Origin of the sequence: Ketobacter sp. (assembly GCF_003671495.1) — a bacterium.
Classification (GTDB): Bacteria; Pseudomonadota; Gammaproteobacteria; order Pseudomonadales; family Ketobacteraceae; genus Ketobacter.
Map to the genome: position 1 here is coordinate 1 of NZ_RCHN01000024.1, position 17,205 is coordinate 17,205.

The 17,205-nt window shown below is 47.5% G+C and carries 11 protein-coding genes and 1 pseudogene; all 12 read left to right on the forward strand.

What is annotated here, in order from left to right; translation table 11 throughout:
• Nucleotides 1–274: pseudogene (locus tag D9N14_RS13500) on the forward strand (F0F1 ATP synthase subunit beta); the annotation flags it as partial.
• Nucleotides 275–295: 21 nt separating this feature from the next.
• A complete protein-coding gene (locus D9N14_RS13505; protein ID WP_290580537.1) occupies nucleotides 296–721 on the forward strand; it encodes a F0F1 ATP synthase subunit epsilon in 426 nt (141 codons plus the stop codon).
• A gap of 88 nt (nucleotides 722–809) precedes the next feature.
• Nucleotides 810–2,192, forward strand: coding sequence for a bifunctional UDP-N-acetylglucosamine diphosphorylase/glucosamine-1-phosphate N-acetyltransferase GlmU (glmU, locus tag D9N14_RS13510; RefSeq protein WP_411267942.1), 1,383 nt, complete (start codon nucleotides 810–812; stop codon nucleotides 2,190–2,192).
• A gap of 46 nt (nucleotides 2,193–2,238) precedes the next feature.
• Nucleotides 2,239–4,065, forward strand: coding sequence for a glutamine--fructose-6-phosphate transaminase (isomerizing) (gene glmS / locus D9N14_RS13515; RefSeq protein ID WP_290580541.1), 1,827 nt, complete (start codon nucleotides 2,239–2,241; stop codon nucleotides 4,063–4,065).
• A gap of 143 nt (nucleotides 4,066–4,208) precedes the next feature.
• On the forward strand, nucleotides 4,209–5,072 hold the full coding sequence (locus D9N14_RS13520) for a TnsA endonuclease N-terminal domain-containing protein (protein ID WP_290580543.1): 864 nt from the start codon (nucleotides 4,209–4,211) through the stop codon (nucleotides 5,070–5,072).
• Nucleotides 5,056–7,161 carry a Mu transposase C-terminal domain-containing protein gene (locus D9N14_RS13525; protein ID WP_290580545.1) on the forward strand — a complete coding sequence of 702 codons (2,106 nt, stop codon included), beginning with the start codon at nucleotides 5,056–5,058 and terminating at the stop codon, nucleotides 7,159–7,161. Before D9N14_RS13520 ends, D9N14_RS13525 begins: the two co-directional genes overlap by 17 nt.
• Nucleotides 7,154–8,794, forward strand: coding sequence for an ATP-binding protein (locus tag D9N14_RS13530; RefSeq protein WP_290580547.1), 1,641 nt, complete (start codon nucleotides 7,154–7,156; stop codon nucleotides 8,792–8,794). Before D9N14_RS13525 ends, D9N14_RS13530 begins: the two co-directional genes overlap by 8 nt.
• Before the next feature lies 1 nt (nucleotide 8,795).
• Nucleotides 8,796–10,325 (forward strand): TnsD family Tn7-like transposition protein, encoded by a 1,530-nt coding sequence (locus tag D9N14_RS13535; protein WP_290580549.1) that lies wholly within the window; start codon nucleotides 8,796–8,798, stop codon nucleotides 10,323–10,325.
• Nucleotides 10,326–10,333: 8 nt separating this feature from the next.
• Nucleotides 10,334–11,989 (forward strand): Tn7-like element transposition protein TnsE, encoded by a 1,656-nt coding sequence (locus tag D9N14_RS13540; protein ID WP_290580551.1) that lies wholly within the window; start codon nucleotides 10,334–10,336, stop codon nucleotides 11,987–11,989.
• A 122-nt stretch (nucleotides 11,990–12,111) separates the two neighbouring features.
• Nucleotides 12,112–12,315: a helix-turn-helix domain-containing protein gene (locus tag D9N14_RS13545; protein ID WP_290580553.1), complete on the forward strand. Its 204-nt coding sequence runs from the start codon at nucleotides 12,112–12,114 to the stop codon at nucleotides 12,313–12,315.
• Between the two features lie 12 nt (nucleotides 12,316–12,327).
• Nucleotides 12,328–15,510, forward strand: coding sequence for a type I restriction endonuclease subunit R (locus D9N14_RS13550; protein ID WP_290580555.1), 3,183 nt, complete (start codon nucleotides 12,328–12,330; stop codon nucleotides 15,508–15,510).
• Between the two features lie 25 nt (nucleotides 15,511–15,535).
• On the forward strand, nucleotides 15,536–17,185 hold the full coding sequence (locus tag D9N14_RS13555; RefSeq protein ID WP_290580556.1) for a class I SAM-dependent DNA methyltransferase: 1,650 nt from the start codon (nucleotides 15,536–15,538) through the stop codon (nucleotides 17,183–17,185).
• The last annotated feature ends 20 nt before the right edge of the window (nucleotides 17,186–17,205 follow it).

Consider the following 17,205-nt stretch of genomic DNA (forward strand, 5'->3'; position numbering starts at 1 on the left):
ACTGAAAGACATCATCGCCATCCTCGGTATGGACGAACTGTCTGAAGAAGACAAGCTGGTGGTATCCCGCGCTCGTAAGATCGAACGCTTCCTGTCCCAGCCTTTCCACGTGGCGGAAGTATTCACCGGTTCTCCCGGTAAGTACGTGTCCCTGAAAGACACCATCCGTGGCTTCAAGATGATTCTGGACGGCGAGCTGGATCACCTGCCTGAGCAGGCGTTCTACATGGTGGGTTCCATTGAAGAAGCCATCGAAAAAGGCGCAAAAGCTTAATCACGCTAGGGAGTTAGAACCATGGCGATAACCGTACACTGTGATATCGTTTCTGCCGAAAAATCCATCTTTTCCGGATTGGTGGAAATGGTTGTCGCTCACGGCAAACTGGGTGACCTGGGTATCGCACCGGGTCACGCTCCCTTGTTGACGCAATTGAACCCCGGTCCGATTCGTGTCATCAAGCAAAACGGTGAAGAAGAAGTGTACTATGTGTCCGGTGGTATGCTGGAAGTGCAACCCAAGGTGGTTACGATTCTGGCCGATACTGCCCAGCGCGCAGACGATGTGGACGAAGCAGCGGCTCAACAGGCTGTGGAAGATGCCCGTCGTGCACTGGCCAACCAGTCTTCCGAGATCAACTACTCTGCTGCGGCAGCGATGTTGGCGGAAGCGGCAGCACAACTGCGTACGATTCAGGCCCTCAAGAAAAAAATGGGTAAATAAGCACCGGTTGTCGTGAAACGCGTATCAAAGCATGATAGAAAGGGTGGCATTTGCCGCCCTTTTTTCGTTTAAACCAGATGGAATAGCAATCATGGATCTCAACGTTGTCATCCTTGCCGCCGGCAAGGGCACGCGCATGAAATCGCGTCTTCCCAAGGTACTGCAGCCCCTGGCCAAAAAGCCGCTGCTGGCCCACGTGCTCTCCACCAGCATCCAGTTGAATGCCCATAAGGTGATCGTGGTGTACGGTCACGGTGGCGACCGGGTGAAGACAGAGATTGCCAGACACTTCCCCGCCGCACCCATCCATTGGGTGGAACAGAGCGAGCAGTTGGGAACCGGCCATGCGGTGCAGCAGGCGTTGGATCTGCTGGAAACCAATACCCGTACCCTGATCCTGTACGGTGACGTACCCCTCATCTCTGAGGCCACTTTGAGCCGCTTCCTGAATGAGGTTCAGCCCGGTGAGTGCGGTGTCATCACCGTGAAAATGGACGATCCCACCGGCTACGGGCGCATCGTCCGTGACCATTCCGGTGTGGTGCGGGAAATCGTGGAAGAGAAAGATGCCGGTAAGGAAATCCGCAAAATCGAGGAAGTGAATACTGGCATCATGCTGGCGGACTCCATCGATCTGCAACAATGGGTACCGACCATCGAGAACAAGAACGCCCAGGGAGAATACTATCTGACCGACCTGGTGCGCATCTCCAACGACCATGAGGTACCGGTAATCGGCTGCCGCGTAAAAGATCCCATTGAAGTGGAAGGGGTGAACGATAAACGTCAGCTGGCCAAACTGGAGCGGATGCTGCAGAAGCACCTGGCGGACCGGTTGTTGGTGGCCGGTGCCACCCTGGCGGACCCGGAGCGCATCGATATTCGTGGTGACGTCGAGGTAGGGCAGGATTGCTTTATCGACGTGAATACCATTTTTGAAGGCACCAATCGCCTGGGCGACAACGTGCAAATCGGGCCCAACTGCCTGATCCAGAACTCCGTCATCGGCAGCAACAGCGTGATCAAGGCCAACACGGTGCTGGAAAACGTGGTGGTGGGAGAAGCCTGTGACATTGGCCCTTATGCGCGGCTGCGCCCCGGTACCCAACTGGCGGACCAGGTTAAGATCGGCAATTTTGTGGAAACCAAGAACATCCGGATGGATGAGGGGTCCAAAGCCAATCACCTGACCTACCTGGGCGACAGTGTGATTGGCAAGGCGGTGAATATCGGCGCGGGCACCATTACCTGTAATTACGACGGAGCCAATAAACATCAAACGGTCATCGGCGATCAGGCATTCATTGGCTCTAACTGTTCTTTGGTGGCCCCGGTGAACATCGGTGCCGGCGCCACGGTGGGGGCCGGTTCCACCATCTCCAAAGAGGCGAAAGAACACGCCCTGACCGTCACGCGGGCAAAGCAGATTACAGTGGATAACTGGACCCGTCCGATCAAAGAGCCCAAGTAAAGAACCTAAATAAAGAACCCAGATAAGCCAGCAGGGATAACAGAACATGTGCGGAATTGTCGGCGTTATATCAACACGGGATGTCACGCCCATTTTATTGGAAGGTCTGCGGCGCCTGGAATATCGGGGTTATGACTCCGCCGGTATTGCCCGCTTTAATCCCGGCACTGAGATTGAGCGGATTCGGCGGGTGGGCAAAGTCCAGGAACTGACGGCCGCGGTGGCCGCAAGCTCTGGTAATGGGTGTATCGGCATTGCCCACACCCGTTGGGCAACCCACGGCGCACCGACAGAACAGAACGCCCATCCGCACATGTCCTCCGACAACATCGCTGTGGTTCACAACGGCATTATCGAGAACCATGAAGCACTGCGGGCCTCGTTGCAGGACTCCGGTTACGGCTTCACCTCAGAAACCGACACCGAAGTGGTTGCCCATCTGATTCATCGGCATTTGCAGACCAGCAATGATCTGGCCGCTGCGGTCAAAGCCAGCATCCGTGAATTACGCGGCGCCTTTGCCCTGGCCGTGATCGACAAGGACCATTCGGATGAAATGATCGTGGCACGTGAAGGCAGTCCCCTGGTGCTGGGTGTGGGCCTGGGTGAAAACTTCGTGGCATCTGATCAACTGGCGCTGTTGCCGGTGACCACCCGCTTCGTGTTTCTGGAAGATGGCGACGTGGTCACCATCGGGCGCAACAATTACCGCATTGAGGACAGCCAGGGCAATGCGGTGGAGCGCCCCATAAAGCCGTTTACCGGAGGTGAAAGCACCGCAGAAAAGGGCGAATACCGTCACTACATGATCAAAGAGATCTTCGAGCAGCCCACGGCCATTCGCAACACGCTGGACGGATACGTCAATGGCAACCAGGTGGACCCGGCCATATTCGGAGAGGCGGCGCCAGAGTTGTTTGCCAAACTGGAGAGCATTCAGATCATCGCCTGTGGCACGTCATTTCATGCGGGCATGGTGGCCAAATACTGGATCGAAAGCATCGCCGGCGTGCAATGCCATGTGGAGGTGGCCAGTGAGTTCCGCTATCGCACCTCAGTGGTCCGCCCCAACACGCTGTTTTTAACCATTTCCCAATCCGGAGAAACCGCAGACACTCTGTCGGCCCTGCGCAACGCCAAAGGTTACCTGTCCTCTCTTGCCATTTGTAACGTGCCCACCAGCTCGCTGGTACGCGAGTCGACGTTGCACTTCATCACCAAAGCCGGGCCGGAGATCGGCGTGGCTTCCACCAAGGCTTTCACCACGCAACTGGTGGCGTTGTACCTGCTGACCGTGGCTGTGGCCAAGCAGCAGGGCATGTCCGAACAAAAAGAAGCGGCCCTACTGACGGGCCTGAAGCAGTTGCCGGATGTGGTGCAGGCGGCATTGCGCCTGGATAAGCCCATTGAACGCATGGCGGAAAAATTTGCCGAGAAACATCATGCCTTGTTCCTGGGTCGCGGTGTGCAGTACCCGATTGCCATGGAGGGTGCGCTCAAACTGAAAGAGATCTCCTATATTCACGCCGAAGCCTACCCAGCCGGTGAGTTGAAACACGGCCCCCTGGCCCTGGTGGACGCGGATATGCCGGTGGTTACGGTGGCGCCCTCTGACACCCTGCTGGAGAAACTGAAATCCAATTTGCAGGAAGTACAGGCCCGGGGCGGTGAGTTGTTTGTGTTCCAGGATGCGGACGCGGCCCTGAAACAACAGGATGATGTGCACGTGCTGGATGTGCCCAAAGTGGCGCCGGAACTGGCACCCATTGTGTACACCATTCCCTTACAGCTGCTGAGTTATCATGTGGCCATCATCAAGGGGACCGATGTGGATCAGCCCCGGAATCTGGCGAAGAGTGTGACGGTGGAATAAGCAAATGATCTTCAGAGCAGCCCGGTGTAGATTGACAAAAAAGTATCATACTTACAAAAAACTATCATACTAAACAAAAAAGTATCATACTTTAGATGATCCGAGTTATGCTTAATCTATATGGCATAGCTCGGATTATTAGAATGAAAACATCCTTCTTAAGTCCCTACCCTAAAGAGATCAAGAGTCTTCTTGAGCCCGCAATACTGAAACGGCTGCAAAAGGAAAAACGTGGCCAAGGTTATGGGAAAGACTACAAACCCTTTCTGACTGTTCGAGATGTCCCGAGCAAAGGTCGAGTGCATCGTCGTCCAGCTTTGACTCATAACCGCATCGTCCACCTACTTTCAGATCTCGAGCTTGCTGTCTTTCTGCTTTTTGATTGGAATGACTCTGTCACCGATATACGAGAGCAGTTTCCCCTTAATCCCGAGGCCACAATTGATATTGCAAGAAGGCTAGGTATTAAACATCCCGCATATAAAGGGATACTGCAGGTTATGACCACTGATTTTCTAATTGATATGGAAATTGATGGGTTTCTTGTGAGCCAAGCTGTTTCAGTTAAATATGCTGACGATCTAGAGGTTGAGCGTACACTAGAGAAGCAGGAGATTGAACGCCGATTTTGGGAAAGTGAAAAAGTAGCTTGGTATACATTCACGGAGCAAGACGTCCCAATTACATCTATAAAAAATATTCGATGGTTAGCTCCTCACATGCATAGCTACGATCTCGAAAATTCCGAAAGGGCACGCATCTTTGATCGAATTGCTAAAGCACTTGATGGCAGTTCGGAGGAGAAGCTACCTTTGCCGTTGCGTGAGCTGGATGCTAAGTATGATCAATTACCGGGTACCCATCTTCAATACTTCAGGCATTTCGCTGCCCAAAACGCGTTTCTTTGGGACATTCACGGGAAACTACACACAAGTCTTAAGGCAAAGGATATAGAGCTTTCAGAGTACTGGTTAAACCAGGAGGCGAATTATGTTTATGCCCAATGATGTTTACCAATGGGATTCCCAGCGAATCAGAGTTCTTTGGAGCAATCCGCAAGCGGTCTTTTGGATAAATATTGATGACGAAGGTGCTCTACCTCAGGTTACTCTGAAATCAGAATTCGAGCACTTATTGGCTAGATCCGATCTTAAAGCAATCAATGACCCTTATGTAAATATCAGTATGACCTCACCTAAGGCAGGCTCTAAATCAGAGGAAGTGCAGCAAAAAGCATGGACTGCCATTAAGGATATAGTCAAATCAGAGCCCGATATTTATGAGAGGAAAGCCCGTGGATTGTTGATGAATAAGGTCATGGAAGAGAACAAAATTACCAAGCAAACGTTGTATCGTTGGCTGCGACGATATTGGCAATTTGGAATGTGTGCGAATGCATTGAGTGGTCGCTACGATTTGTGTGGGGGATCAGGAAAACCTAAAACGTTTAAAAAGAAGCGAAATGGTCCGATTCGTACTCGCAATCTCGGAGACGGTGTTCCGATTACAGAGCAAGTAAAATCACTGTTCAGGGTGGTTATTCAAAAAAGCTACCTTAACGAAAATAAGTACGACTTCGATTATGCTTACAATCAATTGTTAATAGCCTATGGAGTTAAAATCCCAGCATCGCCGGAAGACTTAGTCGATGTGCCAACAGAACGTCAATTTAAATATTTTTTTCAGAAAGAATACACATCGATTGAAGTAACCAAGAAGCGTGAAGGTGAAATCAACTACCTGAAGGACTTCAGTCCCAGTATAGGCACCTCTACAGCGGAAGTGCCAGGCCCTGGTTACCTTTACCAGATTGATGCGACTATTGCTGATGTGTACCTTGTTTCCGAGCAAGACCGCACAGAAATTGTTGGTCGGCCAACTATGTATTTCGTTGTCGACGTATTCAGTCGAGCAATTGTTGGTATGTACATAGGCTTGGAGAATGCTTCCTGGGTTAGTGCAATGGAAGCGCTTGGGAACGCGATGGCAAATAAAGTCGATTATTGTGCAGAGCATGATATTGATATAACGCCTGACCTATGGCCAATGCAGGGTTTGCCAGAACACATAATTGGCGATAAAGGTGAAATGCTAGGTCGACACGTTGAAGTACTCAGTAAAGCTTTCCATGTAGAGATTCAAAATACGCCCGCCTACAGAGCTGACTGGAAAGGAATTGTAGAACGTTATTTCAGAACCATTCAGACTAAAATGAAGCCGTTTGTTGAAGGTTATGTAACCAAAAATCCAATTGGCAAGAAACGCCATGGCAATGATTATAGGCAGGATGGGATTCTAACTCTTAAAGAATTCACGAAAATGATCATTAAGATAGTGCTTCATTACAATAATGATCATGTCATTAGAACGTACGATATTGATTCTGATATTCCGAAAAAACTTCCAGCCAACCCTTTGGTGCTCTGGACTTGGGGTATTGAGTATCGTACTGGCTTGTTAAGAAGACCTGATCCTCAACTAGTAAAAGTCAACCTGCTCCCACATACCAATGCGACTGTGACTGAGCATGGACTAAAGCTCTTTGGTTGTTATTACAGTTGTAAACAAGCGCTGGAATGGGGCTGGTTCGAAGAGAACTACAGGGGGCCTAAAACAGTCACCGTTGCCTATGACTTATACAGTACGAATGTAATTTACCTTCGCCCATCTGACTCGTATGCTGAATTTATACCTGCAAACTTAACATCACGCAGTCGAGCGTATGCCAATATTACGATATGGGAGCTGTGGGTTATCCAGGATATTCGATTGGATGTAGCGGCCACGTCCAAACTTAAGAAACGATCAGGTTCGGTTAATCTGGTCAGCGAACTTCAGCAAATTAAAGATGAGTCTAAGCAGCAGCAACCAAGTTATACGAAAAAAGAGAAAGTACAAAGAGCGAAAGGGATTGCGGACAATAAGCGTAACGAAAGGCAGTATGAACGAAACAAGAAAACGGCAGAGCGGAATGAGTCTTCGGAAACGACATCGGCAACTGTTACACCGATTCATGGTGCAAATGCCGAGCAAAAGAGCTTTAAACTTCCGACGCGGTTAAAGGACCTGTTAAAAGAGGGTGATTCAGATGACTAATTTAAAAGTTACGAGGTTTCCCGAAGCAGAATACAAAGAACAAGGTTTACCCGAGTATAACGAAAACCCTTTGATTGCAGCGCTTCCTTTAATTATGAGCCCAATAGAGGTGGCAAAGGCTTTGGTAAAGAGACCTGCTTTTCAACCTGAAGAAATTAATTTGCCTTGTCATATTCGAACTCATGCAATAAACCGATTAACCAGAGATTTTTTTGTACCTCAAACAAACCACATAATTATCGAGCAGAAACTGTCGAAATTGATTCGATGCAGTTACTTGAATAGGAACCCAAAAACAGCAACATTCAAACGAAAGCTAAATTCCATTCGTGGCTTGATTCAAAATGAAAATCTAACCACCTATATGCATGATGATGTGGACTCTCCTGCTTCATCTATGACGATTGCCGGAATTTCCGGTGCTGGGAAATCCACGACGACAAACCTTGTACTGAACACTTATCCGCGTGTGATATATCATCCAGACCTTCATATGCTCCAGGTGCCCTGGCTTAAAGTTGATTGCCCATATGATGGTTCACTTTCTGACTTCTGCCTAAGCTTTTTTATCGCGCTAGATCGTCGGTTGAACTTAAATTATAGGCAGCAGTACGCATCCGGCAGACCAACCATCGCAAAAATGATGGCAGATGTTGCTGATCTTTGCCTGATACACGCCATTGGTTTGATTGTCATCGATGAGTTCCAGCATATGAGTCTCGCGAAAAGCGGTGGCGAGAAGAAAATGATCAACTTTCTGGTAACGCTGGTAAATGTCGTAGAAGTCTCCGTTGTACTTATTGGTACGCCCAAAGCTCTGAGACTGTTTGCTAGTGAGTTCCGGCAGGCAAGGCGTGCAAGTGGGGATGGAAGTCTGGTCTGGGATCGATTGCCTAAGGATGAAAGCTGGGACGATTTTATTGAAGAGCTATGGCCTTACCAGTGGCTTAGAAATAAGGTTGAGAGAAATGAGTCGCTGACAAATAAACTGTATGAGCTGACCCAAGGAGTTCCCGATATCGTTGTGAAACTCTTTTGTCTTGCCCAAGCACGCGCAGTCTTATTAGCGTCTACTCCAGAAGACGAAATTCTATCTCCTGAACTTTTGGAGCAAGTGTTTGACGATGAGTTTTCAATCGTTAAACCTTTGCTTGATGCATTGCGGACAGGCAACAGGAAGAAACTTGAAGATTGCAATGATCTCATTTTTCCAAAATTTGAAAGTAGCATAATAAACGCAATGGATAAGCTCGTATCACAACCTCTAGAAAAACCTAAAACGGTTGAGTTGGGAGAGCCTGATGAGACGAACATCGCTAATTCAGCGATACAGACGATCGTCTCAATGGGTATTTCCGAAGACATTGCGAAGCCTCTCGTTACAGATGCCTTGGCGAGGAAACCAAACCTTACCCTGATTCAGATAGTACAAATGGCGACAACCGCGCTTACACAAACGGGCGAAGAAAAGACAAAGGTTGACTCCAAACCTGTCTATACAAAACGCGACAGCTGGGGCCAATTGCCTGAGAAAGACCTCAGGAAGATCTATGCGCATAAATCAGGATCTATGTATGAAGTGATGAAGGAGAAAGGTCTTATTTACCCAGTCCATAAATTACTGGCTGGATAGTATGCTGGGTTATTTTCCCGTTCCTTATAAGGACGAATTGCTATACAGCATGGTTGCGCGGTATGCGCAACATACAGGTTTAATTGGTAATCAAAAATCCATTGTCAGGGAAGTATTTTCCTCTTCAACGGCTGTTGCTGTTCCAGACTTACCAAGCCACTTGAGTTCTCTCGTTAATAACCTTCAACTTGTCTGGCCGACTAACGTAATCGAGATTATTGACTCATTTACACTGGCGCCGATTTATTTACCTTTCTTATCTCAGCAACAAGCTTCGAAAACGATTAGTTCCATGCGTTCAGACTCGGGAGGCGACATTCATACCCGATCTGGTATTGCCGCCAGCGCGATCAAACAACAGGAATGTTTTCGCTATTGCCCACAATGCTTGAAAGAGCAGCGGGCGGAATTCGGTGAGTGTTATTGGCAGCGAAACCACCAGTTGCCAGCCTTAGGATTTTGCAGTAGTCATTCATGTTTACTGGAATACTCAGAAATATCTTTCCATCCGAAAGAGAAACATCTTTTTATCGCGGCGAATGAGTGCAAATTGGATGCAGATATCAGACATATAGAGTTGAAAGGTATCGAAGGAGCGCTGCATGACCGGTACGTGCAATTACTTAAAACTTCCCGATCTAAGGGTCTTGGTTTTAACCGCTGGACATTATTCTACAGAAATTTAGCGGCTGAACTTGGACTAAGAAAAAAGAGCCGCATATCCCATCAGGACATACATAAGATTCTTAAGAAGGCATGGGCCGGAACTGTATTTGAAAATCACTTTCAGTATTCAGAAAATAACTACTGGCTGACGAACTTGTTTCGAAAACATCGAAAGTCCTTTCACCCTTTGCGCCATTTGCTTGTTACCACTGCGCTGGTCCCCGAATTGTCTGTAACTAAGTTATTGGAAAAAGTGAGCAGGCTTCCGGACAGCGTTTTGGAGCTAAGTCAATCTAGTACAAGAGCCACAGTACCTAACTTAGTTCCTGAATATAGAGCGAGATGGGTAGATATGCTGAAGCGGCACCCAAGTGCGGGCGTTAAAGAGCTTAGAATTATCGAGTGTGGTGGTGCTATTTATTCCTGGTTGTATCGCAATGACAAGGACTGGTTAATGTCTAATAAGCCAAGAAGAAAAGTAAATGAGCAAGGCCACTACGTCGTTAACTACGATGCTTGGGACGCAAAAAACGTTGAGCACCTTGAATCGGTTTATGAGGAAATGGTTAACGAGCCGATAAGACCGCGTTTAACAAGAACTCGATTCATTAAGGAACTGGCCCGGTCAAACTCTGTAGAGAAGCACTTATCTGATCTGCCGAAGACGAGTCAATGGATCACTACCCACGAAGAGTCGGTAGAAGATCATCAACTCTATAGGTTGAGAATTGCTTACGAACAAATAAAATCCAATCACCTTGAGGTTAAACGATGGCGTTTACTCAGAGTAGCCAACATTCGTGAAGAGTTGGTAACCCCAAAGATTGAAACTGAAATACAAGATCTAGAACAAGGGAAAGGATAGCCAGATCTATGTCAGAGGTCGATGAAATTGGAATTCGTGGAATCCCCAAAGAATCTAAGTTGTTATTACTGGGTGACTGGTACCAGAAACCAGGGAAAGAATGGAGAGTTGTTTGCTATTTCCATAATAAAGACTCGGGGAACTTCAGAAGATCCTTACCTATTGATCTACTTCCCGCATTGATACCAGGGGCCGTATTTCCAAGAACATCAACAGAAAACAAGGCACAGGGATGGACAGAAACGGTGATGCTGCCAAGGCAGGAAAGCTGGGAAAAAGCGTATTTTCGAGACTTACCTAGTACTTTAAGACGTGCCCATGGTCTTGCAAGCCAATTCGACAACTGTGTTCTGTACCGAATCGAAATTGACGAAAAGGTGTATTGGTTACCAATAGCAGAAGTTGCGCGCATGCTTTTCTTTCATTCTTCAGAAGTGGTTCGCGCGGCGGCGTATATTGGAAATACTTGGCAACTCGGTAAGTCCTGGTCTGAAGATTGGGTTGGTAACGTTGAATTGTCTGCTAATGTCCCCGTCATGTACTTGAATAGCCTACAGTACAGGAAGTTCTTTACTTGGTTGTTCTTTGATTCTGACACGCAAGATAGTTTCGGCTCGATTTTCAAATCAATTAATCAGAATTCAATTATTGAAAACGGCGCAGATCGTTGGACATTTGATTTTACGCCGCCAAGCTTGAGCCATTGTGAAATTTCACTTGCAGGCTATACAGGCAGAGAGTCTGAAGAAAATCAGGTATTTATTCGTGAAATTAGGTCAGTTTCGGGTCTTAAGGCTCCTGATCTTGATGTTGTTTATTTTTCACACCCTGATGATTGCCTCTTGCTGAACAATGAGCCAGAAGCTAACGGAGAAAAGCGGAAGTCCCAAAATAAACCACCTGTAAATATTAGAGAGATTGAGCCTGACTCGAATCCGAAATGGAGCAAGAAACGGTATTCTGTAATGTTAAGTCGAAGCGGCTTAAATTTTGATGTGGAGCTCGATACAAGACGTAGCCCAAGGCATGTGAAGGCACTGCCACTCCAAACTGAACCAGATCTTGAAGATATAGAAGAGCAGACTCCTGAAGAATTGGCTAGCCTACAACAAGGGAGTGATAAGGGAAAGGTGCCCCGAGCAGACGTAGACAATCTTGATCCTCCAAACTTAGTAAATGCGCCTGAGAAAATCGTGTTCTTTCAATCTATGCTTCAAAAACTGGAGGAAGAACACGGGTGGCAAATTGAAAGCAAAATCGGAGATGTCCCAAAGAAGAGATGTCGTAGCCAGCATTTGGTTGGAGATAGACCACGTCGGTATTGCCATGCTGTTATTAAGCGAGATAAATCGACGACGATTCAGATATTAGAAATTGAACTTACGACTAAAGCCAAAAAAGACGGAGAAATAGAAGCAGAAAGCTTATCCACGTTGTTTTTTCGAGCAGGCGATACCTCCGTTACATTTCAAAGAATTCTCGATGAGTTAATGACTGCGTATAAGGATGAAGGATTAAATGCGATGAGCTGGAAACGACGGTTTATTTCAAGGAATACCTCAGTTAGGGAATATTTAGGTCATCCTGATAACAAGATAAAAAATGAGCAAGATGCCTTGGATTCATGGGTAGCTAGAGCGGTAGAAAAAGTAATTGGGATGTAGTCTATCCTGATAATTAATCATGCAAAATTTAATTTCAACTCACAAAATGCAACGCGAATCTAAAAGTCGTGATATGCTTATTCATTACCCTGAGAACCAGAATAATTGACCGAGGCACACCCATGATCCGCTGTCATCTTGCCCGCATGATGGGCGAACACAAGATGCGTATTGCCGACGTAGCCAGAGAAACGGGCTTAAGCCGTGCTACGGTGACCTTGCTTTATAAAGAGACGGCGCAAAAAGTGGATCTGGAATCCATTGAGAAACTCTGCCTGCTATTTGAGTGCCAGGTAGGCGACCTGCTTGAGCTGGCACAACAATAAACTGGGAACCATATGAAGTTTAATGAAGACACCCGCGTGAAGATCCCCACCATCCTTCATTTAATGCGGCTGGGCTATCAATATCTGTCATTGAAAGGGCAAAGCTGGGATCTAGATACCAATATCTTCCCTGAGCTCTTCAATTCGGCGATTCTCAAAATCAACCCAGGTATTGAGCCTGATGATGTAACCCGCCTGCTGGAAGACATTAAACTGGAGCTCGACAACGATGACCTTGGCCGAGCCTTCTTTGACCGCCTGACAGACCGATCGAACACCAAGCTGATTGATTTTGAAAACTTCAACAACAACAGATTTCACGTTGTCACCGAGCTGACCTGTCAGAACGGTGATGAGGAATTCCGCCCCGACATCACCTTGTTGATCAATGGCATGCCGCTGGTCTTTATTGAGGTGAAAAAGCCCAATAACCGCGAAGGCATTCTGGCCGAGCGCGACCGCATCAACAAACGTTTCCAGAACCCGAAGTTCAAGCGTTTTGCCAACATCACCCAGTTTATGATTTTTTCCAACAACATGGAGTATGACGACGGTGACCCGGAACCCGTGCAAGGGGCTTTCTACGCCAGCAGTTCCTATCACAAGCCGGTATTCAACTACTTTCGGGAAGAAGAGATACTGAACCTGACTGCGCTACTGAAGCCGGTATCGGATGAAGAAGAGTTAAAGGTACTGAAAGATAACAATCTGGAAGTCATTCGCAGCAACCCGGAGTTTCAGACCAATAAACAGCCAGAACGCCCAACTAACCGTATCTGTACATCCTTGGTTAGTCGTGATCGCCTGTCATTTATCCTGCGGTATGCGCTGGCCTATGTGGCAGAGACCGATGGCCTGCAAAAGCACATCATGCGATACCCCCAGTTGTTTGCCACCAAAGCCATCGAGCGCAAGCTGAACGAGGGCGTGAAGAAAGGCATCATCTGGCACACCCAAGGCAGTGGCAAAACAGCGCTGACCTATTACAACGTGCATTTTCTGACGGATTATTTTCAAAAACAGCAAGTTATTCCCAAGTTTTACTTCATCGTGGACAGGCTTGACCTGCTACAGCAATCACAGCGGGAATTCACAGCACGCGGGTTAACGGTGCACACCATTAACTCCCGTGATGCCTTTGCCAAAGACATTAAAGCCACACAGGTGATTCACAACCATTCCGGCAAGCCGGAAATCACCGTAGTAAACATCCAGAAATTTCAGGACGACCCAGATATATTGTCTACCAAAGACTACGACATCAACATCCAGCGCATCTTTGTTCTCGATGAAGCGCACCGTAGCTATAACCCAAAAGGCAGTTTTCTGGCCAACCTTTATCAGTCCGATCCCAATGCTATCAAGATCGCACTAACGGGCACACCACTGATCGTTGACGAGGACAAAGCCAGAAAGAAACCGGATTCCAAAGCCATTAGCTCCAAGCAGATCTTTGGCGACTATATCCACAAGTACTATTACAACGCCTCCATCGCCGATGGCTACACCCTGCGCCTGATTCGCGAGGAGATCGCCACCAACTACAGGATGGTGCTGCAACAGGCTTTAGAGGAGGTAGAAGTTCAAATGGGTGATGTCGATCGCAAGCTCATCTATGCTCACCCGAGCTTTGTAGAGCCTATGCTGGATTACATCGTTACCGATTTTGAGAAAAGTCGCGGCGCCCTGAATGATGCCAGCATTGGGGGCATGGTCATTTGCGACAGCTCCGATCAGGCTAAAGAGATGTTCAAGCTCTTCGGCGAGAAATGCGTAGAAAATGAACTACCCATTGCGACGGTAAACGAAGCCAGCGAGCCAGTTTACGATCTTCCAATGGTGGCGGAAGACTACCCGGAATATGACGTTTCTGGCGCAGCACCCGGTAACGAGCCAAGCGCGAATCGAAAAAAGTCCAACAGGAATAAAGTAAAAAGCGCGGTACTGATCCTGCACGACATCGGCACCAAAGAAGAACGCAAAGTCTGGGTTGACGACTTCAAAGCAGGCAAGATCGACTTCTTGTTTGTCTATAACATGCTGCTAACCGGCTTTGATGCCAAGCGCCTGAAAAAGCTTTATCTGGGCCGGGTCATCCGTAAGCACAACCTGCTCCAAGCGCTCACACGGGTTAACCGCACCTATAAGGACTTCCGCTACGGCTACGTCGTAGACTTTGCCGACATTCGCAAAGAGTTTGATGCCACCAACAAAGCCTACTTCGACGAGCTTCAGTCGGAGTTGGGTGATGAAATGGAGCACTACTCCAACCTGTTCAAATCGCAGGAAGAGATCGCAGCGGAAATTGACCACATCAAAGACGTGCTGTTCCGCTTTGATACCGACAACGCCGAAATCTTTACCGACCAGATCAGCCAGATTCAGGATCGTGAAACCGTACTGGCTCTGAAGAAGGCGCTGGAAAACGCCAAAAGCTTGTACAACCTGATCCGTTTGCAAGGTGACTACGAGTTACTGGAACAGTTGGATTTTACCAAGCTCAATATTCTCTATCGGGAAACCTGCAACCACCTCGATATGCTCAACCTGAAGGAAAGTATCGAACAAGGTACCGACACCGCTAACCTGCTCAATGTAGCCCTTGAGGATGTGGTGTTCCGCTTTATCAAGGTAGGTGAAGAAGAACTGATATTGGCTGACAAGTTAAAGAACACCCTGCGCCAAACCCGCGAAGCCCTGGCCAGCAACTTTGATCAGCAAGACCCCAAATTTGTCAGTCTGAAAGAAGAACTGGAAAGGCTATTCAAGAAAAAGAACCTCAGCGAGGTTACACAGGATGAAATGGTGGCCAATATCGATGCGCTCAATAAAATTCACGAGCGCGTGAAAGAACTGAACCGCCAGAACAACCAGCTTCGCCAGAAGTACCTGGGCGATGCCAAATACACCCGCATTCACAAACGCTTGCAAGAGCGTGGCGATATATCAGAGAACGAGCGAAAAATTTTTGAAGCCTTAACCGGTGTAAAGCAAGACGCCGACGAACAGGTGCTTAACAACAGCCAGATACTGGATAACGAAAGCTACTTTGAACGCCAGATGATGCCTTTAGTGATCAGGCGCTTCAGAGGAGAGCAACAAATACAACTCAATCCTGATGCCTCTAAATTTATAAATCACCTAGTTGTCACGGAATACCTGAAAGAATTTAATACCGGCAGCAGTGCCTGGTAACACAGACTAAGAGCAAAATACATACATGGTAGAACTCGAATTCCAACAGAAAACCAAAGAACTGATTGATAGTTTGAAGAATATCTGTGCCCACTATGGGCTGGGCAACGATGGTAATGAATTCAAAATAATTACCCAAACCTTCTTATACAAGTTTCTAAACGACAAGTTCGCCTATGAGGCGAAGCAGATCGACGAGAAGATCGCCAGTTCGGAGAAATGGGAAGAAGCCCTGGTCGCCATGAGCGAAGACGAGCTGGAAATGCTGCAACTGCAAATGGGCGGTGATACCGCCCGTTTAAAGCCACATCACTTTATCAGCTACTTGTTCAGCCAGCAGAACGCGCCGGACTTTGCCAAGCTGTTTGATGACACCCTACGTGATATTGCTCAAACCAATAACGACGTGTTTGCCGTAAAGACAGACGGCGGTGCTAAGGTTGTTCTGTTTGATCGCGTCAGCGAATATATTGCCGATGAATCCAAACGCGATGCTTTCTGCCGCGCTATCATTAACAAGCTGGTTGAGTTTAGTTTCGAGCGCATCTTCACGCAAAAATTCGACTTCTACGCCACCATCTTTGAATATCTGATCAAAGACTACAATAGCAACTCTGGCGGCAAATACGCCGAGTACTACACACCCCATGCGGTGGCTCGCATAATGGCGGCTATTCTGGTGCCTGCCGACCAGCAAGGCAAAGTGAAGAACGTCAGTTGTTACGACCCATCTGCCGGTTCCGGCACATTGTTAATGAACGTCGCCCACGCCATTGGTGAGAACCGATGCAGCATCTACACCCAGGATATCTCGCAAAAGTCCTCCAATTTGCTGCGCCTTAACCTGATCCTCAACAATCTGGTGCACTCCATCCCCAATGTGATCCAGGGCAATACTGTACTGCATCCGTATCACAAAGATGGCAAAGATCTGAAGAAGTTTGACTACATCGTCTCCAACCCTCCATTCAAGATGGACTTCAGCGATTTTCGCGATGAGCTGGACAGCAAAGAAAACAAAGAGCGCTTCTTTGCTGGCATCCCCAAGATTAAAGCCAAAGCCAAGGACAAGATGGAAATCTACCAACTGTTCTTGCAGCACATTATCTACTCGCTCAAACCGGGGGGCAAAGCAGCGGTAGTTGTGCCTACTGGCTTTGTCACAGCCCAATCCGGCATCGACAAAGGCATACGCGAACGTCTGGTGAAAAGTAAATGGTTGGCGGGCGTGGTTTCGATGCCATCGAATATCTTTGCCACCACCGGCACTAACGTCTCTATTTTGTTTATTGATGAAAATAACAAAGGCGATGTGGTTCTGATTGACGCCTCTAACCTGGGCGAAAAAATCAAAGACGGCAAGAACCAGAAAACCGTACTGAGCGCGGCAGAAGAACAACATATTATCGATACCTTCAATACCAAAGAAGCTGTGGAAGATTTTTCCGTTGCTGTCAGCTATGCCGATATCGAAGCCAAGAACTACTCACTAAGCGCAGGCCAGTATTTTGATGTCAAAATCGAGTATGTGGATATTACCCCGGAGCAGTTTGCGGAAAAGATGCAGGATTTTACTAGGGAACCTCTGAATAACTTGGTAATTGGCCTGCAAAATACCAACTGGCACCAATCTCAAGAAAACAAGCCAAGCATCTCTTCATTTTTGGCCATTTGATGGCCCAATTTGCACCAAAC

What these genes read in the sequence shown, in the direction of transcription:
- D9N14_RS13550 (WP_290580555.1), top strand. Translation starts at nt 12,328, where the DNA reads ATGAAGTTTAATGAAGACACCCGCGTGAAGATCCCCACCATCCTTCAT.
- D9N14_RS13530 (WP_290580547.1), top strand. Translation starts at nt 7,154, where the DNA reads ATGACTAATTTAAAAGTTACGAGGTTTCCCGAAGCAGAATACAAAGAA.
- D9N14_RS13555 (WP_290580556.1), top strand. Translation starts at nt 15,536, where the DNA reads ATGGTAGAACTCGAATTCCAACAGAAAACCAAAGAACTGATTGATAGT.
- D9N14_RS13520 (WP_290580543.1), top strand. Translation starts at nt 4,209, where the DNA reads ATGAAAACATCCTTCTTAAGTCCCTACCCTAAAGAGATCAAGAGTCTT.
- D9N14_RS13545 (WP_290580553.1), top strand. Translation starts at nt 12,112, where the DNA reads ATGATCCGCTGTCATCTTGCCCGCATGATGGGCGAACACAAGATGCGT.
- glmS (WP_290580541.1), top strand. Translation starts at nt 2,239, where the DNA reads ATGTGCGGAATTGTCGGCGTTATATCAACACGGGATGTCACGCCCATT.
- D9N14_RS13525 (WP_290580545.1), top strand. Translation starts at nt 5,056, where the DNA reads ATGTTTATGCCCAATGATGTTTACCAATGGGATTCCCAGCGAATCAGA.
- D9N14_RS13540 (WP_290580551.1), top strand. Translation starts at nt 10,334, where the DNA reads ATGTCAGAGGTCGATGAAATTGGAATTCGTGGAATCCCCAAAGAATCT.
- D9N14_RS13505 (WP_290580537.1), top strand. Translation starts at nt 296, where the DNA reads ATGGCGATAACCGTACACTGTGATATCGTTTCTGCCGAAAAATCCATC.
- D9N14_RS13535 (WP_290580549.1), top strand. Translation starts at nt 8,796, where the DNA reads ATGCTGGGTTATTTTCCCGTTCCTTATAAGGACGAATTGCTATACAGC.